This window comes from Pontibacillus sp. HMF3514 (genome assembly GCF_009858175.1).
In the GTDB taxonomy this organism is placed as follows: domain Bacteria; phylum Bacillota; class Bacilli; order Bacillales; family BH030062; genus Pontibacillus.
Map to the genome: position 1 here is coordinate 519,379 of NZ_CP047393.1, position 25,745 is coordinate 545,123.

The window sequence follows — 25,745 nt, forward strand, 5'->3', positions numbered from 1 at the left end:
TTTTATCTACTAAAATATTATGAAGAAAGAAAAAGAGGATGTCAACCTAGGGAAGACTTCCTCTTTTTGGTTATAGTTATTTTCTAGCAGAGGATCATACATCATAAGGGCATGGTTTTCGGTCACATACTCGTCATCAATTTCTTGTTGTTGATAGTTATAGACTTTCCGATGAATCTTGTTGTGGCGTACATATGCACCCCAATGTTCGTGTGTAATAACATGTTCTTTTTCATAAACATGATAGCTTGTTAAGGGGGCATGGGTTGATCGCCATTCACCGAGAAGGTGCTCGTCTGTTAACCAAAGGTTTAATTGGAAAGGATGTTCTGTCTTATTTTGTATTTGCAAATCTAGAAAATTGTAGGCACATGTTGCCCCACTACCAAATGGTTGCTTTCGATTGGCATCTGGGAACACATCATAACTATGTCTGTGGCGCTCTAGTACAGTTAATGGCGTGTGTAATGTCATCCAGTAAATGAGGTTAGATAATTGACAGAGTCCACCACCAACCCCTGGTTTAAAGGAGCCGTAAAAAAGAATCATGCCCGGTATATAACCTTTACGTTTTGATGGGTTGCCTATCAACTTCCAATAAGAGAATGTTTCACCTGGTTTGATAATAAGCCCATTTAACTGTTTAATTGCGATTGAAAGGTTGTGGACTTTATTATCCTGATACCACATGTCGACTTCTCGTAATTGGCGGTATAACTTAGACTTATGGGTGAAAACTTGGCGCTGTAGTGGTTGGGGGTGCAGTGTATTAGCGTAGGACTGGTTGTGTTTTATCCATTCTAAATGCTTTTTGGATCGGTAATATAGCTTTCCCGCATGAGCCCGAATAGGGTGACGTTTTTTCGGCTTTATTGCTAATGATTGAAAGACGTTCACTAGGAGATCCCCCTTAGTACCTTTTAGATTATTTTACCATATAGAGGTGGGGAGAGAATCTATAAAAAAAGACTATCCCAATTCAAGGATAGTCTTCTAACACTTTTATTTAGCTGCTTTTTGTAGTTTCGTAATCATCTTTAATGAACGTCCTGTTCCGATTGCTACGGACTCTAGTGGATTAGGTGCTAGATGAACAGGTACATAGATCTCTTTACTTAACCAGTCTTGCATTCCTTTTAGTAAAGCGCCTCCGCCTGTAATGACAACACCATGATCTACGATATCACCACTAAGTTCAGGTGGGCAGTCTTCTAAGGTAGCACGTACTGTCTCAAGAATGTGTTCAAGAGATTCACGAAGAGCAGATTGAATTTCTGTAGATGTTAACTCTATCGTTTTTGGTAATCCTGTTACCATATCGCGACCGCGTACATCCATTGTTTCTTCTTCATGCTCAATTAGTGCGTAACCGATTTGCATTTTAATTTGTTCGGCGGTTCGTTCACCAATTAAAATATTGTAATGTTTTCGTACATGTTGGATGATCTCCTCATCCATTTTGTCGCCACCATTACGGATGGAACGGCAGGATACAACCCCTCCAAATGAGATGATTGCTACTTCGCTTGTACCGCCACCAATATCTAAAATAACGTTTGCGACAGGTTCTTCTACTGGTAGATCAGCACCAATTGCTGCTGCAACTGGTTCTTCTATTAAATGAACATGCTTAGCACCATAGCTTTTAACAGCATTATGTATAGCACGACGTTCAACAGAAGTAGATCCAGAAGGTGTGCAAATCACAACAGTAGGTTTTCGCATAGAAAGTCCCATTTTCTTACTGACTTTCTTTAGCATAGCCTTAAGCATTTGCGCCGTAATATCATAATCCGCAATAACCCCTTCACGTAGAGGACGAATAGGAATTACGTTTTTAGGTGTTTTACCAACCATACGCTTTGCTTCAGTTCCAACAGCCAATACGTTTTTCGTGTCCGTATCGATAGCTACGACTGATGGCTCGTTTAATACAATACCTTTATTTTTTGAATATATCAGAACATTTGCGGTACCTAAGTCGATACCAATTTCTGCATTTGCTAACATGATATAGCTCCCCCATAGATGTTAAATAAGTCTCCTATATTTCTTCTACAATTGTAAGTGATTTCTGGGGGTGACGAACATGGTAAATGATGGTGAAGGTCGAATTCGGAATTTTCTCGTCGATTAAACCAGTTGTTATGTCAGTTTTTGTTGGTTTTATTTGCATGAAAAAGTTGGCTGTAAAAAAATTTTTGATGAATGACTTTCACTTGTTTGGAAATGATGGTACAATGACTAACGATGATTATTGCACTGTAATTCTACATGAACTATATATGAAAGGATGATAGGGATGCATATCGGAAGCAAAGGTTGGTACGTTAACGAACTGAAAAAGCTAGGCATGAGCCGTTATGAAGGTCGCAAGCTTGAGAGCTACAAAAAGCACATTCTTGCAAACCTATACTTTGATCGCGCAAAGTAAGATATGTCATGTAGGGCAGGGAGCATAAGCTTCCTGCTTTTTTCTTTGTCTAGGAAATTATAAAATTGGTGGCTTGTGTGTAACTCATTTATGAGAGCGTGGCCGCGTCTAGCTCCAGCGCCCAGCAACGAAGGGACTTCCCTCGCCTCCGTTAGATAAGTCAACATCAAATTGCTTCACAATTTGTGTTTCCTTTATCTTACTAAGGGCTCAGTCCAGTCCCTTCGTTGCTAAACGGGCGTTTGCGCTTTTGTTCTTTTATATGGAACTTAATTATTTTTGATATATATTATTTCGACAATAAACGAGATGAAGGGAGGGGAGACCTATGAGTTCTGAGTATTTGTCTTATCAGGAGATTTTGCGTAAGTGTGAGTTGTTAAATGAACAATATGAACTGAATGATGAGTATTTTGGTAATATTGTGGATCAGTTGCTTGCAAGCGACAGGTCTGCAAATGAGGTCATTATGGATGGATTTCAACAGCTTCTTCAGCAGGTAAGTGAAGAAATGACGAAGATGGAAGGGTTTATGGATGCGAAAGCTTCATGTTTTATGGGGTGTGCATTCTGTTGTTACTTCCCGATCATCATTACTGAACTTGAAGCCAAAACGATGAAACGTATCATTGATAACTGGCCGGAGGAACGCAGACAACGAATTATGAATCATCTTGAACAGTATCTATCAACTTATAAAGATGAAATAGAGCATGTGACTTCTTTAGACCGAGAAAATGATCCAGACTTTAAGCGTAAGTATATTGCGTCTCAAGTTCCTTGTCCGATGCTGGATACGGAAACGAATATGTGCATGGCCTATGAGATTCGACCGATCCCTTGTCGCACCTATGTAAATTATTCGGACCCAAAGGTATGTGCAGAGAATTACCTTCCTAAAGAAACCTTCAGTTATGAGTTTCTATATGAATTTTACATGGGCGCCTTAAATGAAATCCTTCAAGAGTTATACGAAGATGGGGAACCGAACTTTGTAGATTATCCAACTGATGTATGGCAATATGATTATCTTGCCAATTGGGTTAAAGATTGGGTTTCAACCGAACAAAACAGTTAATTCCATGTATAATGGGGTTAGAGGTGATGGAACATGGTATATGAATTGAAATCTGTAAATGTTGGTAAGCCCCAGTTTGTTAAGCGAAATGGAGAAGAACTCTATACAAGCTTTATTAAGACACCCACGACAGGTCGTATTGCTGTAACCAAGTTTGGGTTAGAAGGCGATGAACAAGCGGACAAAAAACACCATGGTGGTGAGCAAAAAGCAGTATGTGTTTATCCTTTTGAGCACTTCGCTTATTGGGAAGAGCAAACGGGTATGAAGATGAGTGCATCTGCATTTGGTGAGAATTTAACCATTGATGGTGTTGCAGAAGATAAGGTTTATATCGGTGACATTTTTAAATGGGGAGATGCTCAGCTTCAGATCACCCACCCACGCACACCATGTCAGCACATTTCTTTTGTCCATACCGTTAAAACATTTACGAAACAAGTGACTCAGACAGGCCTAACTGGCTTTTATGCAAAAGTCATACAAGAAGGCAGTGCTTCACTCCATGATTCCTTTGTACGGACAGAACAAGATCCTAATCTTGTATCAGTAGCTGAGATTAACCGTTTAAAGTATAAGGATCGAAACGACCAAGAAGGCTTAGAGAGAGCTATTCAGGTTGAAGCGCTCGAACCAGAACTGAAGGCATCTTTTACAGAACGGTTAAATAAGTTAAAGGAACAATAAAATATATCAGCTCTATTACACAGAACCCTCTTGTTGTAACAAAGGGGTTCTTTTTTTATGCCTGTCAATAGTGATTTGAATGAAATTTATAGGTGATTTGGATTTTTATACCTAATTAAATTGAGTTAGGATGGGGTGGATTGAAACATGCTTATGACAATAACTAGGATATATCTTAAAGGTTACATAAAAAAGTTAAAATCATGTGATGGAAACGAGAACCAAAATTATTACATCAAAACCGGTGCTATAGTGGAGTTGTCCCAAAAACAACACGAGAGGAGATGGAATATGTTCAAAAAAATCGCCATCACTACTGCGTTGGCAACCGGAGTATTAATGGGGAGTCCTTTTCAATCAGAAGCAAGTGCTCAATCGAATAAGGACATCCAATTGTTCACGAATATTCAATCCAATCAACAAATAGATCAAGAACAAATTAACCAATGGATGAACCAGATTCTATCAAACTATGAAATTCAACGGGACAAGCAAGAAGGCGCTAAGCAACCAGCACAAGAAGAAACACAGAAACAACAACAACCAACACAAAAGCAACCTGAACAAAACGAACAAGATCAAGCACAAGCAACACCAACTACACCATCACAGCAAAACGAAGCAACACAACAACAACCAACTGAACAAGAACAAAAACAAGGCTACGAGTTAAGTCAATATGAACAAAAAGTCATTGAACTAACAAACGAAAAACGTGCAGAACAAGGTCTCTCCCCTTTAAAAATAGATAAAGAACTAAGCAAAGTAGCGCGTAAGAAGTCACAAGACATGGCTCAGAACAATTATTTCTCACACAATAGCCCAACGTACGGCTCCCCTTTTGATATGATGAAGCAATTTGGCATCGAGTACCGTACAGCTGGTGAGAATATCGCAAAAGGACAACGCAGCCCCCAAGAAGTTGTAAATGCATGGATGAATAGTGCAGGTCACCGTAAAAACATTCTTAACGAAAACTTCACCCACATCGGTGTAGGTTTTGAAGAAAACGGCAATGTATGGACACAGCAGTTTATTGGTAAATAAGCTGAAGAAAAAGCTGGCTCTTTAGAGTCAGCTTTTTCTCTTTTAAAGAGCGGTTCGATCTTCTGTTAAAGCCCCCTTATGTGGAAGACTTGATTTCGAGATATTGTGCGGTGAAGGTCCGTTGCTTTTATGAGGGGTAGGGGTTCAGTGAAACGGCAATACTCCTGCTGCCCCACACGACGTGGGGTAGGTCGACGTTGCCACACGATGTGGCGGTCTTAGTCGATCTTCATTATTTACTTTCAGCCTCCTCGTCACTTCGTTCCTGCGGGGTCTCGGCCGCCCTTTCTACCGCGGGAGTTTGCCGTTTCCCTCACCCCTTTGCGTTTATGGAGATTAACGGACTCTGGTTGTGTGATTTCTTAACCTTACGGACATCTGTTCCGTTATTTTATCTTAATCTAACTTCATTGAAGAGCTTACGGACATTCATTCCGTTATTTGCTTCAAATCACCTTGAAAAAGACCAATTTGTCACAAATAAGGTATCATATGTCCGTAACGACTCTCGTAATGCCTTAAAAGTTCAAAATAAAGGAACAGATGTCCGTAAGCATCGACCTCTCAACATCGCTGCGGTTCCGTTATTCACCATTTGGCCAAGGTGGGCTGTGGAACGGGTTGACTCCTCCGGTAGAAAGGGCGAGCGAGATCCCGCAGGAGCGAAGTGACGAGGAAGCTCGATCGGTCTTCCGGGGAAAGCAACCCGTTCCACAGCCCGTCGAACTGCATAAACGTAACGGAACCATCCCGCACCAGCTTATTCAAGATTACTGAATAATTTCTTTATTAAGATCTTACCTGAAAACTCTTTAAATACAACATACTATACTTACTCTCTTACCAAGCTTACTAAAATATATAATAGGAAAATGTGAATAACATATACTAATTAAACCATGCCTTAGTTTCGGATTAAGATTAAAGGGAATGAGTTTAATAAAGAAAATATGAGTCCTTCATTCTCGAAGGTTGTAAGGAGGTTGCAACTTGGATTATTTGAATCGTGCCTTGGAGTTGGCTGTTGATAATGTTCGAGAAGGAGGAGAGCCATTTGGAGCTGTTCTGGTGAGAGGGGATGAAGTGTTAGCGGAAGGTGTGAACAAGCTTCATCAGCGATATGATGTGAGTGTACATGCTGAGTTAGAAGCGATTCGTAAAGCACAAAACTCTCTAGAAACGATGGACCTTCGTGATTGCGTTATGTATGCCAGTGGTGAACCTTGTCCAATGTGTCTAACAGCTATGTATTTTTCAGGTATTAAAAAGGTCTATTATGCACAAACCATACATGATGCAGAGGAAGCAGGTCTCGGATTATCAAAGCATGTCTATATGGAACTTTCTAAACAGAAAGAGCAACGTGAAATGGACATGATACATGTAACAGTTGATGATAAAAACTTAGATGCTTTAACTCATTATAAAGGATAGGAAGTTTTTCCAAATCCTTGGTATGAAAGGGTTTTTCTTGACAAAGCCTTGCAACCGTTTTACTCTAACAGTATCAACTTGTATATACAGGATTGCGTATAGAATTTATAAAATACATTAAAGGTGGTTCATATATGTTAAAAAAACTATTTGGCAAGAAGAATGATCAAAATACCGAAGAAGTTTTAGTTTCTCCATTGAACGGTAAAATTCTAGAACTTAGTGAAGTACCAGACCCAGTTTTCTCACAAAAAATGATGGGTGATGGTTTAGCGATTGAACCATCTGAAGGTAAGGTAGTAAGTCCAGTAGAAGCTGAAATCGTTCAGCTTTTCCCAACGAAGCACGCTGTTGGATTAAAAACGGATTCTGGTCTTGAAGTACTGATCCACATCGGTCTTGAAACCGTAAGTATGGAAGGTGAAGGTTTTGAAGGTCATGTTGAAGTAGGCGACAAAGTGAAACCAGGTGATGATCTGATCTCATTCGATATGGACCTTGTGAATGAAAAAGCGAAAAGTACCATCACACCAGTTATCCTAACGAATGGGGATGATGTAGTAGAATCTAAAGAAGTGCTTAACACGGGTGAAGCTACAAAAGGTGAAACAGAATTATTAAAGGTAAACTTAAAATAACACATAAAAAAGTCAGCCTCTATTGGGCTGACTTTTTTATGTCATTCGTATGTGTTTGGTTAAAGATATTTAGATTTAAATCACTCGAGATACGTTGTAAAATCTTCGCACCACCCACGCTATTTCCTTTTTTATTGATAGCTGGACCAAAGACACCAATGCCATAACGGCCTGGAACTGCACTGAAAATCCCGCCACTAATCCCACTTTTACAAGGGAAACCAACCTCAACGGCAAAATTGCCTGACTCATTATACATGCCTGAAGTCATCATAATCGCTTGAATGGTATTTAAATGACTCGGTGAAACCAATTGTGTATTTTGTTCAATTAAATGTCCTCCATTTGCAATAAATAGACCGATTTTGGCCAAGTCTTCCACCTGTAATCGAATGGAGTTTATACGAAAATATAGGTCAAGAGCATCTTGAGGGTTTAAGGCTACTGCTCCTGAGCTGCTCATGTAATAAGCAAGAGCACGATTTCGGTCACCTTTTACTTTTTCAGCTTCATATACGTCTTGGTCCATTTCAATGTTTTCATTACCTGTGATTGTTTTCAGCATCATGAGAATACGATCGAAACGCTCTTCCACGGTATCACCTTTAATGAGGGAGCATATTGCTATGGCGCCTGCATTCACCATAGGGTTAAAGGGGCGGTGGACATCGCCAGATTCCAGGTGACTTATCGTATTGAAGAAGTCACCCATTGGCTCCATTCCAACAGTCTGGAACACTTTTTCCTTGCCTAGATCTTCTAAGGCGATCATAAGACTTATGACTTTTGATGCGCTTTGCAAGGAAAAAGAAACATCTGTTGCTCCTGCTGCATAGATGTTGTGATTAAGGTCCATTACAGCAACACCAAGATCATTTTGGTTCAATTCATCTAGCCCAGGAATCCCTGTCATGACTTCACCTTTAGTTGTGTAAGGTTTATATTCAGTGATTAACTCTTTTAAATAATCATTACTAAGTCGGACCATAGGCATCTCCTTTCGACCATTAAGTGGTCATAGATATGTATCCTAAAGATAAAGGCATGAAACCTTTAGTGACTAAATACATAAGGGAGGGAGGTGTGTTAAAATTAATGGGAAGAAGTCTTTTATAATCCCGTTATAAAGGAGTTGGGCTGGATGGATTTTGCGTTTCGAATGGCTGAGGAGCGAATTAAGCAAGCAGATAAAAATGGTGAATTTAAAGATTTACCAGGAAAAGGGAAGCCCTTAGACTTAAGTGAGATTAATGCTGTTCCAGAGGATCTGCGTATGGGATATACCATTATGAAAAATGCCAACATGATTCCGGAAGAAATGCAGATTAAAAAAGACATTGTCAAGCTCGAGGACTTACTTCAATTTTGTGAAGATCCTAAAGAGGAAGCGTCTTTACGAAAAGAAATTAACGAAAAGCAACTGCGCTTTCAAACATTGATGGACAAACGTAAAATGAAACAATCCGGTGCATTTCGACAATATAGAGGTAAAATTAATCGGAAAATAGGATTCTAATAAAACGAAAGCTGACTCTTCTATAGAGATCAGCTTTTTTATATCTTCATTGTGAGTGAGTACTCACTTTACAATGAAGAGATTTTTGATAAAATAAAAATGAGTAATCACTCACATTAGTTTGAGGAGGGTGAAAAGGATGGATATGGTACGAGTGAAGGATGTCGCTCACTCCTTTGGTAGGGAAGAAGTATTGAAAGAAGTTAATCTTTCTATTCAGGAAGGGGAAATCTTTGGTTTATTAGGACCTTCAGGTGCAGGTAAGACAACGCTTGTAAAAATGATTGTTGGAATTTTAGAAGCGGATCGGGGGGAAGCCTGGGTAAAGGATGTCAAAATGCCTTCTCTTGAACAGATGAAGGTATTAGGATACATGGCTCAATCTGATGCCTTATACAACGAGTTATCAGCTAGAGAAAACTTAGACTTTTTTGGTTCAATTTATGGATTAAAATCAAAAAAGCGAAAGCAAAGAATCGAAGAAGTCATGAATATCGTTGACCTTTATGATCATTTGGATAAACCGGTACACAAGTATTCAGGGGGGATGAAGCGACGCCTCTCGTTAGCCGCAGCTTTATTACACGAGCCGGACCTTCTTATTTTAGATGAACCCACCGTAGGAATTGATCCTATTTTACGTCAGTCTATATGGAACGAATTAAAGCGATGGCAGGAGAATGGTACAACCATTATTGTAACGACCCATGTCATGGATGAAGCGGGTAAATGTGATCGTCTAGCTATGCTTCGAGATGGCTATGTGATCGCTACAGGTTCGCCACAAGAATTAAGAGAGAAAAGCCATACGGAAACAATAGAAGAGGCGTTTTTAGCTTATGGAGGTGATAAAGCATGAACATCCGTGCGCTAATTATACGTATTTTACGACAGTTCCGAAGAGATAAACGTTCAATGGCACTTATGATTGTTGCTCCATTACTCGTTTTAACCTTAATGTGGCTAGTATTTGATGGCGATCGCTATGAGCCAGAAATTGCAGTGGTGGATGTACTAAGCCCATATGTTCAAGTATTAGAAAAGCAGGATGCTGTTATTCAGGAAATGTCAGAAGATGAAGCAATGAATGCCCTACAAGATGTTGAAGTGGATGCAATGATTAAAATGGATCAGCAAAGTTTGAAGGTTGCATTGGAGGGGAGTGACCCTTCTACAAATAGCGCAGTGAAAATGACAATACAACAAGCGATGAAGGAGCTGGGTCATCAAAATTCGCAAATGGAACCAGAATTCACTTATATTCATGGTTCTGAAGATCTTGGTCTGTTTGATAATGTTGGCCCTGTATTAATTGGATTTTTTGTATTCTTTTTTGTATTTATTATTGGAGGCGTATCATTTCTCCGAGAACGAACACAGGGGACGCTTGAGCGGTTACTTTCAACTCCATTAAGACGTTGGGAAATTGTGACGGGGTATGTGCTAGGATTCGGCCTATTTACTTTAATTCAGTCCTTTATCATTGCTGCTTATTCTATATATGTGCTTGATATGTGGATGGACGGATCGTTTTGGTATGTTCTTCTGATCACTTTTCTGCTGGCTATGACGGCGTTAACATTAGGGACGTTACTCTCGGCTTATGCGAATAACGAGTTTCAAATGATTCAATTTATTCCTCTTGTCATTGTACCGCAGGTCTTTTTTTCTGGCCTATTTAATCTAGATGCATTAGCAGGATGGATCCAGGCAATAGGTAAAATCATGCCACTAACGTACGGGGCTAATGCATTAAGAAATATCATGATTCGTGGAAAAGGGATTGAATCTTTTCAAACGGATATCTTAATCTTGATCGGTTTTGCTTTACTATTTTTCTTGTTAAACATAGTGGCATTGAAGAAGCATCGCAAGCTATAATGAAAAGTATGAAATAAAGGGGGGATCTGTAATGAGCGATAATGAGATCATGAACAGTATATTACAAGCAGGAGAACTAGACGATCAGCTCACCCCGAAACAACGCCAAATTCTTCAAGCTGCTGTTGAGATGTTTGCTGAAAAGGGCTATGCTTCCACTTCCACCAGTGAAATAGCTAAGAAAGCTGGTGTCGCTGAGGGAACGATTTTCCGCCATTATAAAACCAAAAAAGAACTGCTTTTTGCCATCGTATCTCCGATGATCACGAAGTTTGCTGCACCTTTCTTTGCTCAACACTTTGTAAAGCAAGTGTTTGATAGAGAAGTGTCTGGGTATGAAGAGTTGCTTAGAAATCTTATTCATAACCGATTTGAATTTGTAAAAGAGAATGTGACACTTTTAAAAATCGTTTTGCAAGAGGTGGCTTTTCACGAGGAGCTACAAGAACGATATAAATCTATTTTTAAAGATCATGTGCTTGAGAGCTTTGAGGAGACGGTGGAGCATTTTCAGGCAAATGGACAAATTAAAGACTATCCTGTGCATAGTGTGATCCGGCTAACGATATCTACAATTATAGGGTTTTTGGTGACGCGCTTTATTATTATGCCTGACTATGATTGGGATGATGAAAAAGAAATTGATCGTACCATCGATTTTATAATGAATGGTTTAGAAAAATAAGCAGATCCCTCCTATCCAATCTGGAAGGAGGGATTTTCTATTTTTGAATCACTTGACCGCCAAATTGTTTACAAAAATCATTGGCTAATGATTCAATTGCCTTCTCATTCCAAGGAGCTCTTCGATTCTCGTGAATTTCAAGTAGAAGTTGATGCTTTTTAGGCCAGTACGTGATCTCTAAAACCCCTTTTTCTTTTCCTTTTTTGAAATGCCAGTGATAGCAGCCTTTTTTCGTGCTTAAAGTGGTGCGGTGAGTCATGGTTAATCCATATTGATCAAACGTTTGTTCAATTTCCTCACATACTAATTCTTCATCCAAAGGCTTTATGTTTTTTAATTTAGAATCGGTAATTTCATACATTAACATATCCATTTTTCCTCTCTCTTGTAATGTTGTATTAATGCATTTGCTTTATCTAGGGGATTTAAAATACTTGTCACTCCTCGTCCGACTACAAGAGCATGTTCTGTTTACTCTCGAATAGACATGAAGAGAAGGAGGTGTGTTAAGAATGAATGGAAATACTTTTTTATATTTCTCATGTATTATTGCTGGCTTTGCACTGATTCGTATTCCATTAAGTGGAGCATTAACCCCATTGGAACCATTCTGTGACCTAATAGGTGTCGTTACTGTATTGCTATTTTCATGTATTATTATTTTTAACGGTATAATGTCCTTAATAGGAAGAAGGAAGTTATAACTCAGACATCTGTCTGAGTTTTTCTTTTCACTTCATACTCCCTATAAGTGGTTATTCGTCTTCCTCGCTGTTTTTTGAAATGATATCCACCAATGATGTAACCGGCAAAAGTTTCTCGTGTGCTTGTTGAGGTTGATCTGGCGTTAGCCAGACTGCTTTCATACCCATTTGAAGAGCAGGAGCAATTTCATTCATAAAATTATCCCCTATGGAGACCACTTCTTCAGGCTGAACCTTATACTGGTTAACGATCTGTTCAAAATGTTCCTTAGTGTGAACAGGTTTTACAGCTGAGGTAATTTTCGTTTCAAAAGCATGTTGTAATGATAAGTGCTCCAACAAACGCTCTACATCTACTGCATCACTATTGGTTATGAGAACGATCTCCATATCCTCTTTTAGCTTATGAAGAAAGTCACGTAATCCAGGTGTCTCTGTGATCCAGCCTTCCCCTTTAGCCATATCTATCTTCGTTTCATTATACGCATTGTGACATGTTTCCATTGGAACTCCATAATGTCTAGCTAAGACATATGGGGGCCACCAACCATCACCAATCGCAATCCATCTATCAAAATCGAATGATGAAGCAGGAAAATTAAGAGGTTTGTCATTTTGATTATGTAGTTCACCTGACCATGTCTCCGGCATAGATAGTGTTTCTGTGAAAGGGTCCCACGTCCATATCAAATCTTCTTGGGCATCATATACTTTCCCAATAGCTAATGGATGCGTTCCTTTTTTCACTTTTTGAAAGTCATGTTGGAAGTTTTCTTGTTGTTCATGGGGTACCAGTTTTTGTAGCTTTTCTGCAAATAAGTCAAAATGAGCGGTATCTTCGTAAAGCGTTCCGTCTAAATCGAATATGAGAACTTTGCTATTTTCTATAAATGAGTGTGAATGGAGCATATCCAAACTTCCTTTCGAGTGTCTTATATCATAGTTGGTATGGAAACTAAATCCTTGTTAAATGACCGATATGTCGCACCTTTTTGTTCATAGTATGCTCAATTATGCTTAGTTTTTCAAGTGCGGGGTAAAGAGTCTAGGTACTTATTCATTCTTGAATTCTTTGTTTGGTCTGTTACATTTAGTAGAATAGTAGAAAAAGATTGGAAGAGGTGGTAAAAGTGAGATATAAACAAATATGGTTTATGCTATTTATAACATTTTTCTTATTGATTCCAACAGTTGGGGCAGAAACCACTGTTACAAAAGAACCGCTTAATCAGGTTGATGCGACTATCGAGTATCTTCCAGAAGGACGACCATCTGGTATTGTTCAGAGCAGTTCACCTAACATCACGTATTACATAAAGCTATCCTCCTATGATCTTCCTTATGAGATTACGATGTACCTCAATGGAAGAGAAGTGAATGCTAATTATAATGAAGATACTGGAATCATTTCTTACCAGACTTCAGGTCTGTCTGGAGAAAATACAGTTAAAGTAACCTTATCGACTTATGGGAAAGAAAATTTAAGCCGTTCTTGGAATTTTGAAGTCGATGATCGTACGATATCACCTTTAGTAGGAAAAGATATGAGTCTCTTAGAGCGTGTGCAAAATAATGCTCTTAAACGTGCGAATGAGTATCGAGATGTTATTGGTGTACCTCAGTTAACAAGCAATGACACTTTACAAGAAACAGCACAAGCTCATGCAAATTATATTGAAGTAAATGAAACGGGCCATACAGAAGTGAGTACAAACGAAACGTTATTTACAGGACGAACACCACAAGATCGTACAGCTTATTTTGGTTATGCAAATTATTTTGTTGGTGAAGGGATTACCTATGAGGAACCAGGTGGACCAACGGCAATTGATCATTTGTATGATGCACCTTACCATCGTTTAAGTCTGATGAACCCTTTCTATTCTGAAGCAGGAACGGGCTACAATGGTGATGGTGATTTCGTTATTAATTTTGGAGGCTTGGGTAATCAAGGGGAGAGTCAGGTTGTTCTTTATCCTTATGAAGGACAAGCACAAGCTAAGGTATCCTGGTTAGCTTTTGAAGAGCCTAATCCATTACGTTTCTTTGGTAAAAATAAGATATGGACTGGTTACCCGATATCCTTTGCTTACTTTGGGAGACAAAGTGATCGTTTAGTTGTGCGAAGTTCAAGTTTGGTTGATAGCTCAGGTCAACAAGTCTCTACTTATACTGTTACACCTGAGATGGAAGACCAGGGTAAACATCATCTATTCTTAATCCCGAAAGAGTTCCTTAAACCAGGTGACACCTACCAAGTACAGGTTAGTGCTTATGTTGAAGAAAAATCAGGAAGCACTAAGGACGTTTCCCGTACTTGGAGCTTTAAAACGGCTGAAAAAATTGCATTCGACCGTGTATATTTTGAAAAGCATAACGGTACAAACTTCTTAACGTTAGAATGGGCATCAGGAAAGGATCCAAATGCTGTTATTACACTTGAAATGAACGGGGAGCGTTATTTACGAAAAGAAGGAAAGCAGCAAACGACCTACAGGGATCTGACTTCAGGGCTATACACGATGAGTGTTAATAGTCCACATTTCAATGAAGTGAAAACCTATCAAATTATGATTGAATCAAAAGAAAATTTATATTTTGATTATGATAGTCCTTTGAATGTTACCAAAGTGTTTGAGGATGGCATGATGGTGGAAGACACAGATGAAGCTGGTGGTAACGAAATACCTATATTTGCTAACTATAAGGAATGGGACGCAAACCAATCAAGCTACAGTAATGATAAAGTATGGAATATTCGATTTAATAGTTCTATGCTTCCTAGTCAAGTAAATAGTAGTAATATTTATGTGGTTAATAATCAGAATGAAAAAGTGGATGTAAACCTCATGCTTGAAAGGAATGGTACTGAAATCGTGGTTACACCACCATCTGGTAACTATGCAAATGGAGATTACACATTAGTGATTCAACCATTGAAGAACAAAGCTGATAAGATCATGGATAATGGGGTTCAAATGCCTTTTAAAGTCCAGTAAACCGAAGTCCTTACTCCTTAGATGGAGTAGGGGCTTTTTAATTCAGGCAGAGATTTAAAAGTGATTATAAAACCGTCTTTCATTAAAGCAACCTTAATGTGGAAGACTTGGTTTCGAGATAAGATGAGTATGGTTCCGTTGCTTTTATTGCAATAAGGAATTCAGCTAATTAGAGCTGGGTCCGTTAACCTTCTCTTCAATAGGGGGAAGGAAACGGTGAGACTCCAGTGGTATTACGATCGGGCGAGACCCCGCAGAGAGTGGAACGAACGAGGAGGCTCGACCGTGAGTCCACAGGACGCGAACCGTTTCACTGACCCCTTCCTCTTTTTAACGCAACGGACCCTCCCACTCACTAAAATGCTTATTCCATCAAATAGCTAAATAACTTATAGTGCATTTTCCATTTTATGTTTTGTCGTAGTATAATAGAGCCCAAGAAAGGAGGATGGTTTCTTGCGTACTGTCATTATTTATATTTATGAGGTATTTTATTTAATTAGGCATGCCATTACCATAAGGCAGGTTAACCGTACATATAAGGGTCGTCCTATCGAAGAAAAGGATCGACGGGTATATTCACAAGCTAGACAATGGGCGCGGCAAACAATGAAACTTGCTGGAACAAGGGTTTCCATTAAAGGGAATGAGAAATTTCCTGAAGGGCCAGTTCTTATTGCATCAAATCACCAAGGGAATTTTGATATTATGGCGCTATTAGGTTATCTTGAGGAACCATTTGGATTCATCTCCAAAATAGAGGTAAAGAAAATCCCAGTTGTGCGATCCTGGATGGAAGCTATGCACTGTGTGTTTATTGATCGAAAGAATCGAAAACAAGCATTAGCGGCTGTTCAACAGGGCATTCACTACCTTGAAGAAGGCCATTCTCTTCTGATTTTCCCTGAAGGGACTCGTAATTTTGGAAAAGGATTAAAACCATTCAAATCGGGAGGTCTAAGTATGGCTTCTCAAGCGAATGTGCCTATCGTTCCTGTGGCATTAGAGGGTACATACCGAGTCATGGAGGAGAACGATGGGAAGGTAAAGCCAGCCAAAGTAGAGATTCAAGTATGTGATCCGATTTTTCCTGAAGAGTACAAAGACTTGCATGCAAAAGAAGTTGCTGAATTAGTAAAGAAACGTATCACGGAAGCACTTGAAATGATGGAGGGGAATGTACAACCACTACCAAAGAAGACATTCATTCCTTCTGAATCAAGAAACATCCAAGGGTAACGGTATCCTGAGTATAATCTGGGATATAATGAATTAAAAAGGAGCAGATATTGAATGTGTGGTCGTTATACATTACTAGCTGATGAAGTGGAAATTTTAAAGGAATATGGAATTGACCATAAGCTTGAAGAATTTGCACCACGATACAATATCGCACCACGCCAAAATGTTTTAACTGTGATTTCGGATGGTGAAAATAACAGGGCTGGCTACTTAAAATGGGGGCTTGTTCCATTTTGGGCTAAGGATCCAGGAATAGGTTACAAAATGATTAATGCTCGCTCTGAAACGGCTCATGAAAAGCCGAGCTTCAAGCGTCTGCTTCAACGTAAAAGGTGTTTGATATTGGCCGATAGTTTTTATGAGTGGAAAAAAGAAGAAAATGGTAAGCAACCGATGCGAATTTATAAGGATGATAGGCCCTTTTTCGCTTTTGCTGGATTGTGGGATCGATGGAAACAAGATGATAAAGAACTGGTAACCTGTACGATTCTCACTAAAGAAGCAAATGACTTTATGGAGCCGATTCATAAACGTATGCCAGTTATTTTACCAAAAGAAGATGAGGCGTGGTGGATGCAGCAAGAGGAGCGAGATCTAAATGAGTTGCATGATTATTTACGCTCCTTATCAATCGATGGTTTAGAGGCTTACCCTGTTAGCACTCATGTGAACAATGCTCGAAATGAAGATGAAGCGTGTATAGAACCCATCACACGCTAAAATCCTATAGTTGATCAAACGTTTGATTAATGTCTATCACCCAATTAGCTTTATATGTTAAATTCCCTTTTATAAATAGTTACGATGAACACAAAGCGGATATAAATCATGAAGAAAAGCCACGTTTATGCAACGTGGCTTTTCTTTATAATAAATTTATAAAACAACAGCAAAAATGCTTGGACATACAAGTAGATGGGAAAGGAGAAAAAGAATTGATAACCGTTTTTAAAGGTGAAAACACCCATAAGAACATTAACCTTGTCTACCCCTAAACTAAATAAAGACCAAGCCACTATATATATAACCGTGTATAACCCTTTAATATGTAATTTTTTATAACCATAAATGAAAAAATAACCAAATGGGCCATACAGCAAGTACACAACTGCATCCATAATCGTATAGTGTTTCCCATCCATAATATCGTAGAAATCATAGATGTGAGCACCTATGGAACTATCCAGGATGGTTGCGCTTAAAATTCCATAGAGGATGATTAAACATGTATCCAACTTTTTGTTAAAGAGCTTTGGAAGTAAAAATAAACCGAGGTAAGAGATTAAAATGAAACAAAGAATATAAATATCATTTGTATCAAACTTTTCCTCTACCAGGAGAATTGATGCCATGATTGAATCCATCCCTCTTCATAATAAAGCGTAGTAATATAGAAAATAATAGTAACATACATCCATAAAATCCGATTGTAGTAACAATAGACCAAGTTTTGTATGTGTATAAGTGATTAAGTAAATTGATCGATTCCAATATAATAAGGAACATAATGGCTGCTAATATGATTGTTCCTCTTGCAATGAAGGATTTAAATAAGGCAGTGAGGTTCAAAAGGTATATAAGAAGAAACGGAATGAAACAGGTTCTATAAAATAAGAACATAATATAATGATAGGGGTTATGGGAAGGGAAAAACAACTTAAGTTCCATGAGTATTGTAAAAGCTTGCGAGTTCAGGATAACACCTATCATTAAAAATAAAGAAAGTTCTTTTATACTTAATGCTTTCGTTATAAAGATGAAAGAAAGAACCAAAATAAGAAATATGCTAAGATACAAAGTTAAGATCAATCATGCTCATCCTTTTCTGTATAAGGATTATAAAAATCTTAATGGATAGAAACCATTATGTAGTATAAACGGAAACGCGGATTTTATCCTATGGTGCATACAAAAAACCGATCGATTTATCGATCGGTTTTATACATGCTTTTATTCATTAATGAGGCTTAAAAACTTTTTTAAGACCAACTAAACTTATGTGAATTATTATGAATAATGTGTTTAATCTTACATTGTATAGAATCCAAATGTCAATTTAAACGTATTAATTGTATTATGAGGGTTTTGACGAAAAATATGATGGGATAAGGGGGTTGCTAAAATGTAGAAGGTTTAAGACTTTACCGAATGGGAAAGAAGTACATAGGAAATAATGTGTTTTCCATGATTGAAAAGGGAATGTTTTATATAATAGAGATGCAAAGTAGATTAAAGTGGTAGGTGATAAAATGATTAACGTTCTTTTTGTATGTTTAGGTAACATTTGTCGGTCTCCAATGGCGGAAGGAATTTTCCGTGACCGTGTTGAAAAAGCAGGATTGTCAGATAAAATCAATGTGGATTCAGCAGGAACGGGAGATTATCACTTAGGAAAACCACCTCATGCAGAAACACGTGGTATCTTAGGGAAAGCTGAAATATCTTCTGAAGGGATGCGCGCCCGTCAGGTCCAGCAAAGTGATTGGGATGAGTTTGATTACATTGTGGCGATGGACCGTGAGAACATGAGAGACTTAAAAGGTTTTCGAGCAGCGCATGATGATATAACCGTGGTTAAGATTATGGATTATGTAGAATCCGTTGAAGAAGAGGATGTTCCAGATCCTTATTTCACAGGTAACTTTGATTATGTATATAACTTATTAACTGAAGGCTGTGACAATTTACTGTCTGAAATCAAACAAGTTAATCAATTACAATAGGAGGGGAACAACCATGGGAGAAAGTAAGATGCTAAAAGGGCTTGCAATTGGTGCTTTTGCAGGAATGGCTTTATCATTAATTGATGGTCCTACCCGAAAGAAAACCGTTCATTGTTTAAAGCAATCAGGAAGTCATGCAAAAGGATATGCAAAAAATCCATCACATGCTATACAAGATTTACGCATAAAATATGAACAATGGAGCTATACATTAGATAGTCAAATTAAAAATGTCCTTGATACGCTGAATCAAATGGAAGGTTACTTATCTAAGGTTGAACAAATAGATGAAGAGCCTCCTAAACAGCTAGAAGGTCCACCAAAACAGTTACAAGGATAAGTATCGACAGGTGGGAGTACTTTGCGAAAAGCATTGAGGTTTGGAAAGGATTTTATTAAACGATTTTCAGAGCATGATGTAGTAGGCTTATCCGCACAATTAGCCTACTTCTTTTTGCTAGCTATTTTTCCGTTTATGATCTTCCTTGTGGCTCTTATGGGATATATTCCAATTCCGTATGATTTCCAGATTACTCTAACGCGCTATATGCCCGAAAAAGCATTAGAGTTGTTTAATGAAAATCTAAATACGAAAAGTGGAGGACTATTATCCATTGGGCTAATTGGTACAATATGGTCTGCCTCAAATGGGATAAATGCGATTATTAAAGCATTTAATCGGGCTTACGAGGTGGAAGAGGATCGTTCTTTTATCAAAACGCGACTTATTGCTATAGTACTAACCGTTGCCATGGTTATTGTCATTATTGTGGCATTACTACTACCCGTATTTGGTAAAGCGATTGGATTGTATATCTTTTCATGGTTCGGTGTATCGGATGAGTTTTTAGCTGTATGGGGAGCGTTACGATGGGTTGTATCCTCCATCATCATCTTGTTTGTACTCATATCTTTATACATTCTTGCACCAAACCGACATGTTAATGTAAAACAAGCCTTTTTTGGCTCATTGTTTGCAACGGTTGCATGGCAAGTTGCCTCACTTATCTTTTCGTTTTATGTCAATATTAGCGCAATGACCTATTCAGCTACATATGGAAGCCTTGGTGGCGTCATTATTCTAATGATTTGGTTTTACCTTACTGGAATGATTATCATTTTGGGTGGCGAGGTAAATGCTATGCTTAAAGAACGAAGAGTTTTCCTTTCTTAGTGCGCTATCCAAAGGTTGGTATTCATATTAGACCAAGGTCGAGGACAAAATATGCCTGTACCAACCAAAAGGGAGGCACTACGTATGGCGAATAATAAACGTAACAATAAGCATAGTCATGATAAAAAGCAAAAAGCTAAAAACGAATCTAAGCATAAAACAAGCGGCTCAGCGAATAAAAAGAATCAATATCATTAATAGAAAAGGTCCAGACATTGGCGTCTGGACCTTTTAAAGCTTATAATAAATAGGTTAAACCAACTAAGCATACATATGAGTTCCAAATGATATGAGCCACAATGGGAACCATTACTGAATGGGTTTTTAAATATAAACCACCAAATACAAGGCCCATTGTGACACCTGCAAGTGGGTATTCTAAATGCATAAGTCCGAATACTGTGCTTGAGATGAACAATCCTAACCATGCCTTTGCATATTTAGCTTCGAAAAATCTAAGTAAAAATCCTCTGAAAAGGAATTCTTCTTTAATCGGTGTTAGTACAGCTGTAACGACAAACACGGCAATAAATTTGAGGGTTGTGAAATTCTCTGGTGTGAGTCCAAATAGCTGGTTCTGGTTACTTGGTGTTTCAAGTTTCAAAACGGAGAACACAAGGAATTGAGCCCCTAAGATAAGACCTAATCCAATTAAGATCCATACATATGTCATTCCTTTTTTCAGTGGTTCAAAGCTCATACTTTCAAGTGTGAAACGGCGAACGGACTTAAATAACAGAAAGGCAATGATGAACCCGATCGTATCTAAGTAAAGCATGAGATACGTCATACTCATAAAATCATTTTCTAATGAACTCGTCGGGTCTCCACCTGTTGAAACGAGTTTCGCAATCGTATAAACAAATCCAAATACTAAACCTAGAGCCAAAACAAATCCAAAATAAGAAAGCGGGAATAAAAAGAGTGAACGCTTTTTTAATGCTTTGGTACGGTAGCTTTCTGATGAATCTTCTGTAGGTATATGGTGCTCTGAATCTGGGGTGTTAGTATCATGGTATTGAGGTGTTGATGCATTCATTTTTTCTCCCCCCCTTAACTTACAAAATCCGACAAAATGGAACCTCTTCATTATATAAGGCTTGGAGAAAACTTTCCATACTCTTTAAGGAATTTAAAGAAAACTTGCCGATTGGCAAGCCTTGGCTTATACTTCATAATTTCAAAGTTTTCACAACGTCGAATTACTCCATTGCTAAAATTTCATACTGTCTTAACGTGCATAGAAAAAGCAGCCTGATTCAAGATCAAGCTGCTTCTTAGAGTATTATCTCAATAATCGTAGCCCATTTAAAATAACCAGTATCGTGCTACCTTCATGCCCAACTACACCTAATGGCATATTGAGTACCTGTAAGAAGTTCGAAATAATGAGGAGCATGATGACAGCGATTGAGAAAACTACATTCTGTTTAATAATTCGATTCATTTTTGTTGATAACGTTAGGGCATTTGCGATTTTCGGTAAATCGTTTTTCATTAATACTATATCTGCTGTTTCAAGCGCTACATCAGTTCCTTCTCCCATAGCTACACCGACATTCGCAGTAGCAAGTGCTGGTGCATCGTTAATTCCATCCCCAACCATACCAACTTGATCGAAGGATTCACGTAACAATTTGACTTCCTTAACTTTATCTTCAGGAAGGCATTCTGCTACATAATTATCAATTCCACATTCTTTAGCGATTGCTTTTGCTGTTGTCTCATGGTCACCTGTAAGCATAACCGTATAAATGCCAGCTTTTCTAAGTCTTTCGATCGCACGCTTTGTATCTTTTCGTACTGTATCTTTAAGGGCAATCAATCCCAAGATTCCTTGTTCATCAGATATAAAGGTGAGAGTTTTCCCTTCTGATGCTAATTGTTCAGCTAATCCATTCTCGAAAGCAAATGCTTGTTCTTTTCCGACAAAATCCGGCTTCCCAATTTTATATTGTTTGCCGTTCACTTTTGCTGTGACACCACTACCAGAGATATCTGTCATATCATACACTTCATGATGTTCTAATCCTTTTTCTTGACCGTAGCGCACAATCGCCTGGGCGAGAGGGTGATTCGATTCACGTTCAATAGACGTAACAATGCTTAACGTTTCTTCTTTTTCACCATCTCGGAAAAATGTATCTGTAACTACTGGTTTCCCATTTGTAAGTGTACCTGTTTTATCAAATGCGATTGCTTGAAGGTGGGAAAGGTTTTCTAAATGAACGCCACCTTTAAATAGGATTCCGTTTCGTGCCCCGTTTGAAATGGCTGACAGTGTTGCAGGCATGATAGATGCAACGAGAGCACAAGGTGAAGCTACAACGAGTAAAATCATTGCGCGATAAATGGTATCCTGCCAACTCCAGCCAAATGCGAAGTGAGGAAGGAACATCATGATGGCTACAACGACTAGAACAACTTTTACATAGGTTCCTTCAAATCGTTCAATAAAAAGCTGAGAAGGAGATTTTTCACTTTGAGCCGACTGGACAAGTTGAATGATCTTTTGGAATAGAGTTTCGTTTGAAGGCTTTGTAATCTCAACCGTAACACTTCCGTTGATGTTCATTGTCCCTGCAAAAACTTCTTCTCCATTTTCCTTTGAGACTGGAACGGATTCACCTGTGATTGCAGCTTCATCTAATGAAGTCTGCCCTTTAATGATGACACCATCAGAAGGGACTCGCTCACCAGCTTTAACTAAAATATGGTCTCCAACAGAAAGTTCAGATACGTGTACGGTTTCTTGGTTTTGCCCTGATACACGTAGAGCTTCTTCGGGTTGTATATCCATTAAAGAAGATATTTCACGCTGGCTTTTGTTCATCGTGTAGGTTTCTAAAGCGCCACTCATTGCAAAGATAAATATGAGTACAGCACCCTCAGTCCAATAGCCAATCGATGCAGCACCGATTGCTGCAAAAATCATGAGCATTTCAACATTTAAATCACGGTCTTCAATCGTTTCTTCGATACCTTCTTTTGCCTTAGCAAATCCACCTATTACAAAGCCAAGAATGTATAATCCGATTTTAGTAGGTTCACTAACGACATCTTCGGTGAGCCATGCGGTAAGTATGATGATTCCGCTAATGATCGCGGCTATTAACTCACCATGTTCTTTTATTTTTGAAAAAAGAGATGATTGTCGTTTCTTAGACTCGGTTATGTTTTGGTTTGGCTGAGAGCTTACTAGCTTCGCTTCCGATGACAATATTCTCAACTCCTTCTTTTTAATTGAGAATGATAATGAGTTTCATTTAGACCATTCTCGATATATGAATGTTATCATTACAGTGATAATCGTTATTAATTAGAATCATTTTAATTTAGTATATATTTTATATTAACAGATTGTTGCAGGAAGTCAAGTTGTAATGGTGGAGTCATTACTTTTATAAATCCTTATTATTATTTATTGAGTTTATTGAGTAGATAGGTTGAAAAGATACTGTGAGATTGCTATATTATTGAAGGTGTTTGGATTTATAACTACAAAGGAGAGAACATACATGACAAAACGTTTATGGTTATCCATACTTACAGTAGCGTTTGCTCTTGTCTTAACTGCTTGCGGTTCTGGTGAAGAAGCAGAAGGAAATGGGCAAACAGAAGATAAACAAACGACTTGGGACCAAGTAAAAGAAGAAGGTGAAATGGTCGTTGGAACATCTGGCACATTAGTTGCTACATCTTATTATCCAAAAGACTCTGACAAACTATCAGGCTATGACGTGGAAGTGATGCGCAAAGTTGGAGAAAAACTTGGCGTTGACATCAAGTTCCAGGAAATTGGCGTTGATGGATTATTCGCAGCTGTTAAAAGCGGACGTATTGATGCAGCGATTAACGATATCGAAGTAACTGAAGAGCGTAAGAAAAATTACAAATTCAGTGAACCTTATAAGTATTCCTTCACAACAATGGTCGTTCGTGCTGAAGACCACAGTGGTATTGAGTCTCTAGAAGACCTTGAAGGTAAAAAAGCTGGTGGAGGCGCAACTACAGTATTTAGTGATATTGCTCGTCACTTCGGTGCTGAAGTTGTAACATACGGAAATGCGAATAATGATGTGTACCTTCGTGATGTAGACAACGGTCGTACCGATGTTATTATTAATGACTATTACCTATCAAAATTAGGCCTAAACGCATTCCCACAGTTTGACTTAGTTCTACATCCAGACTTAAGAATGCATCCAACTGAGCAAGCTATTCTTTTAGGTAAAGAAGATTCTGAGTTACAAAAGAAAATTAACGAAGCTTTAGCTGAACTTCGTGAAGATGGCACACTTACTAAGATTTCTAAGAAGTTCTTCTTAGGTGAAGATGCTTCTACGAAACCAGAAGGTGACATTAAGAAAATCGAAGGCTTCGATAAGTAAGTGATTATAGACATCTACTGTTGCTGGGGCAATGGTAGATGTTTTTTCTAACGAGTAATGAAAATTTAAGTTATAGCGCTTAGGTGTCTAGCTCCAGCGCCCACCAACGAAGGGACTTCCCTCGCCTCCGTACGATAAGTCAACATCGATTCACTTTGTTAATCGTGTTTCCTTTACACGTTTGTAACATGAAATTTTAACAAGGAAGAAAATCGACGTAGTTAAAATTTCTAGGTGAAAGTACTACGGCAACTAAGCTTCTGTCTGCGCCTGTCGGCTTGCCATTCAGCAAGTTTGGTTAATCGTACTACGAGCTCAGTCCAGTCCCTTCGTTGCTAAACTGGCGCTTGCGCTTTTCCAAAAGAAGGGGCATTGATTATTATGTTTGAATTTTTCGGTGAACTTCAATTTGATCGACTATTTAACCCACAACTGGCATGGGAAAGCCTTCCCAAAGTGTTAGAAGGACTTCCGATGACCATTGCTATTTCCTTTTTAGGGATGGGGATGGGACTCTTGATTGGATTTTTCCTAGCATTAGGGCGTAGTTCCTCCAAGTTTTTCATTCGTTGGCCTTCTAGATTATATATTTCCTTTATGCGAGGGACGCCGATTCTAGTGTTTTTATTTATTTTATATTTCGGTCTACCATTTATGGGGTGGACTTTATCAGCCTTTACAGCTGCCGTTTTAGGATTCGGTCTGAATTCAGCAGCTTATATTGCTGAAGTTATTCGTGGGTCCATCAACAGTGTTCCAAGAGGGCAGTGGGAGTCTGCACGTGCGCTTGGACTATCCTTCTGGCAAACGTTGACATCAATCATTGTCCCACAAGCTACACGGGTATCACTGCCACCGTTGACAAATGTGTTTTTAGATCTTGTCAAAGCAACTTCACTAGCAGCTGTTATTTCCGTTCCTGAAATGTTACAAAAAGCTCAAATCGTAGTTGGTCGTACTGCAGACTCTATGACAATGTATATATTGGTTGCTTTAATTTACTGGCCAATTTGCGTTATTATTGCGTTCTTCCAAGAATATTTAGAAAATCGATTCGACTTTCATAGCACGAAAAAAAATCGACTCTTCTAGTGAGACTAGAAGAGTTTTAT

General features: G+C 38.5%; 29 protein-coding genes. 21 read left to right on the forward strand and 8 right to left on the reverse strand.

The annotated features are described in order from the left end of the window. Nucleotides 1-9: 9 nt before the first annotated feature. Both GS400_RS02745 and mreBH read right to left on the reverse strand, forming a co-directional pair. Nucleotides 10-897, reverse strand: coding sequence for a VanW family protein (locus GS400_RS02745; protein ID WP_160098808.1), 888 nt, complete (start codon nt 895-897; stop codon nt 10-12). 105 nt (nt 898-1,002) lie between these two features. Further along, nucleotides 1,003-2,010 carry a rod-share determining protein MreBH gene (gene mreBH, locus GS400_RS02750; protein ID WP_160098810.1) on the reverse strand — a complete coding sequence of 336 codons (1,008 nt, stop codon included), beginning with the start codon at nt 2,008-2,010 and terminating at the stop codon, nt 1,003-1,005. Between the two features lie 292 nt (nt 2,011-2,302). On the opposite strand from mreBH, the gene GS400_RS02755 reads away from it, so the two are divergent. From GS400_RS02755 to GS400_RS02785, 7 genes are all read left to right on the forward strand, one after another. Beyond that, nucleotides 2,303-2,434 carry a YflJ family protein gene (locus GS400_RS02755; protein WP_160098812.1) on the forward strand — a complete coding sequence of 44 codons (132 nt, stop codon included), beginning with the start codon at nt 2,303-2,305 and terminating at the stop codon, nt 2,432-2,434. Between the two features lie 328 nt (nt 2,435-2,762). Next, a complete protein-coding gene (locus GS400_RS02760; protein WP_160098814.1) occupies nt 2,763-3,512 on the forward strand; it encodes a YkgJ family cysteine cluster protein in 750 nt (249 codons plus the stop codon). A 33-nt stretch (nt 3,513-3,545) separates the two neighbouring features. Beyond that, complete coding sequence (locus tag GS400_RS02765) at nt 3,546-4,199, forward strand: MOSC domain-containing protein (protein WP_160098816.1); 654 nt, start codon at nt 3,546-3,548, stop codon at nt 4,197-4,199. A gap of 291 nt (nt 4,200-4,490) precedes the next feature. Beyond that, a complete protein-coding gene (locus GS400_RS02770) occupies nt 4,491-5,246 on the forward strand; it encodes a CAP domain-containing protein (RefSeq protein WP_160098818.1) in 756 nt (251 codons plus the stop codon). Between the two features lie 329 nt (nt 5,247-5,575). Further along, nucleotides 5,576-5,917 carry a hypothetical protein gene (locus tag GS400_RS02775; RefSeq protein WP_160098820.1) on the forward strand — a complete coding sequence of 114 codons (342 nt, stop codon included), beginning with the start codon at nt 5,576-5,578 and terminating at the stop codon, nt 5,915-5,917. 319 nt (nt 5,918-6,236) lie between these two features. Next, nucleotides 6,237-6,680 carry a nucleoside deaminase gene (locus GS400_RS02780; RefSeq protein WP_160098822.1) on the forward strand — a complete coding sequence of 148 codons (444 nt, stop codon included), beginning with the start codon at nt 6,237-6,239 and terminating at the stop codon, nt 6,678-6,680. 134 nt (nt 6,681-6,814) lie between these two features. Continuing rightward, the gene (locus tag GS400_RS02785; protein WP_160098824.1) at nt 6,815-7,318 is read left to right on the forward strand and encodes a PTS sugar transporter subunit IIA; all 504 of its coding nucleotides are present in this window, start codon (nt 6,815-6,817) and stop codon (nt 7,316-7,318) included. A gap of 19 nt (nt 7,319-7,337) precedes the next feature. Here GS400_RS02785 and glsA read toward each other — a convergent pair whose 3' ends face one another. After that, nucleotides 7,338-8,306, reverse strand: coding sequence for a glutaminase A (glsA, locus tag GS400_RS02790; protein ID WP_160098826.1), 969 nt, complete (start codon nt 8,304-8,306; stop codon nt 7,338-7,340). A gap of 153 nt (nt 8,307-8,459) precedes the next feature. Here glsA and GS400_RS02795 point away from each other — a divergent pair, with 153 nt between their 5' ends. From GS400_RS02795 to GS400_RS02810, 4 genes are all read left to right on the forward strand, one after another. After that, nucleotides 8,460-8,834: a DnaJ family domain-containing protein gene (locus GS400_RS02795; protein ID WP_160098828.1), complete on the forward strand. Its 375-nt coding sequence runs from the start codon at nt 8,460-8,462 to the stop codon at nt 8,832-8,834. Nucleotides 8,835-8,973: 139 nt separating this feature from the next. Then, entirely contained in the window at nt 8,974-9,693 is a 720-nt protein-coding gene (locus tag GS400_RS02800; RefSeq protein ID WP_160098830.1) for an ABC transporter ATP-binding protein, read from the forward strand. Continuing rightward, nucleotides 9,690-10,715, forward strand: coding sequence for an ABC transporter permease (locus GS400_RS02805; RefSeq protein WP_160098832.1), 1,026 nt, complete (start codon nt 9,690-9,692; stop codon nt 10,713-10,715). Before GS400_RS02800 ends, GS400_RS02805 begins: the two co-directional genes overlap by 4 nt. Before the next feature lie 31 nt (nt 10,716-10,746). Then, nucleotides 10,747-11,400: a TetR/AcrR family transcriptional regulator gene (locus tag GS400_RS02810; protein WP_160098834.1), complete on the forward strand. Its 654-nt coding sequence runs from the start codon at nt 10,747-10,749 to the stop codon at nt 11,398-11,400. Between the two features lie 37 nt (nt 11,401-11,437). Here GS400_RS02810 and GS400_RS02815 read toward each other — a convergent pair whose 3' ends face one another. Then, a complete protein-coding gene (locus GS400_RS02815; RefSeq protein WP_160098836.1) occupies nt 11,438-11,773 on the reverse strand; it encodes a hypothetical protein in 336 nt (111 codons plus the stop codon). A gap of 139 nt (nt 11,774-11,912) precedes the next feature. On the opposite strand from GS400_RS02815, the gene GS400_RS02820 reads away from it, so the two are divergent. Continuing rightward, complete coding sequence (locus GS400_RS02820) at nt 11,913-12,104, forward strand: hypothetical protein (protein WP_160098838.1); 192 nt, start codon at nt 11,913-11,915, stop codon at nt 12,102-12,104. Between the two features lie 51 nt (nt 12,105-12,155). Here GS400_RS02820 and GS400_RS02825 read toward each other — a convergent pair whose 3' ends face one another. Next, entirely contained in the window at nt 12,156-13,013 is an 858-nt protein-coding gene (locus tag GS400_RS02825; protein WP_160098847.1) for an HAD family hydrolase, read from the reverse strand. A 221-nt stretch (nt 13,014-13,234) separates the two neighbouring features. Between GS400_RS02825 and GS400_RS02830 the strand changes: the two genes are divergently transcribed. The 3 genes from GS400_RS02830 to GS400_RS02840 all read left to right on the forward strand — a co-directional run bounded on the left by GS400_RS02830 (nt 13,235) and on the right by GS400_RS02840 (nt 17,065). Beyond that, nucleotides 13,235-15,103 carry a CAP domain-containing protein gene (locus GS400_RS02830; RefSeq protein ID WP_160098849.1) on the forward strand — a complete coding sequence of 623 codons (1,869 nt, stop codon included), beginning with the start codon at nt 13,235-13,237 and terminating at the stop codon, nt 15,101-15,103. Between the two features lie 456 nt (nt 15,104-15,559). Further along, complete coding sequence (locus GS400_RS02835) at nt 15,560-16,342, forward strand: lysophospholipid acyltransferase family protein (RefSeq protein ID WP_160098851.1); 783 nt, start codon at nt 15,560-15,562, stop codon at nt 16,340-16,342. A gap of 54 nt (nt 16,343-16,396) precedes the next feature. Continuing rightward, a complete protein-coding gene (locus GS400_RS02840; RefSeq protein WP_160098853.1) occupies nt 16,397-17,065 on the forward strand; it encodes an SOS response-associated peptidase in 669 nt (222 codons plus the stop codon). Between the two features lie 125 nt (nt 17,066-17,190). Here GS400_RS02840 and GS400_RS02845 read toward each other — a convergent pair whose 3' ends face one another. Beyond that, nucleotides 17,191-17,697 carry a hypothetical protein gene (locus GS400_RS02845; protein ID WP_160098855.1) on the reverse strand — a complete coding sequence of 169 codons (507 nt, stop codon included), beginning with the start codon at nt 17,695-17,697 and terminating at the stop codon, nt 17,191-17,193. Between the two features lie 897 nt (nt 17,698-18,594). Between GS400_RS02845 and GS400_RS02850 the strand changes: the two genes are divergently transcribed. Genes GS400_RS02850 through GS400_RS20115 form a run of 4 tightly spaced genes read left to right on the forward strand, consistent with a single transcriptional unit; the run spans nt 18,595 to nt 20,440 of the window. Further along, the gene (locus tag GS400_RS02850; RefSeq protein WP_160104496.1) at nt 18,595-19,068 is read left to right on the forward strand and encodes a low molecular weight protein-tyrosine-phosphatase; all 474 of its coding nucleotides are present in this window, start codon (nt 18,595-18,597) and stop codon (nt 19,066-19,068) included. Nucleotides 19,069-19,081: 13 nt separating this feature from the next. After that, complete coding sequence (locus GS400_RS02855; RefSeq protein WP_160098857.1) at nt 19,082-19,408, forward strand: hypothetical protein; 327 nt, start codon at nt 19,082-19,084, stop codon at nt 19,406-19,408. Nucleotides 19,409-19,429: 21 nt separating this feature from the next. Beyond that, on the forward strand, nt 19,430-20,242 hold the full coding sequence (locus tag GS400_RS02860; RefSeq protein ID WP_160098859.1) for a YihY/virulence factor BrkB family protein: 813 nt from the start codon (nt 19,430-19,432) through the stop codon (nt 20,240-20,242). A gap of 15 nt (nt 20,243-20,257) precedes the next feature. Beyond that, entirely contained in the window at nt 20,258-20,440 is a 183-nt protein-coding gene (locus GS400_RS20115; protein WP_236561104.1) for a hypothetical protein, read from the forward strand. Between the two features lie 40 nt (nt 20,441-20,480). Here GS400_RS20115 and GS400_RS02865 read toward each other — a convergent pair whose 3' ends face one another. Both GS400_RS02865 and GS400_RS02870 read right to left on the reverse strand, forming a co-directional pair. Beyond that, nucleotides 20,481-21,281 carry a CPBP family intramembrane glutamic endopeptidase gene (locus GS400_RS02865; protein WP_160098861.1) on the reverse strand — a complete coding sequence of 267 codons (801 nt, stop codon included), beginning with the start codon at nt 21,279-21,281 and terminating at the stop codon, nt 20,481-20,483. A gap of 246 nt (nt 21,282-21,527) precedes the next feature. Then, entirely contained in the window at nt 21,528-23,462 is a 1,935-nt protein-coding gene (locus GS400_RS02870) for a heavy metal translocating P-type ATPase (protein WP_160098863.1), read from the reverse strand. Between the two features lie 298 nt (nt 23,463-23,760). Here GS400_RS02870 and GS400_RS02875 point away from each other — a divergent pair, with 298 nt between their 5' ends. Further along, a complete protein-coding gene (locus GS400_RS02875) occupies nt 23,761-24,633 on the forward strand; it encodes a transporter substrate-binding domain-containing protein (protein ID WP_160098865.1) in 873 nt (290 codons plus the stop codon). Between the two features lie 381 nt (nt 24,634-25,014). Beyond that, complete coding sequence (locus GS400_RS02880) at nt 25,015-25,725, forward strand: amino acid ABC transporter permease (protein WP_160098867.1); 711 nt, start codon at nt 25,015-25,017, stop codon at nt 25,723-25,725. Nucleotides 25,726-25,745: the final 20 nt, after the last annotated feature.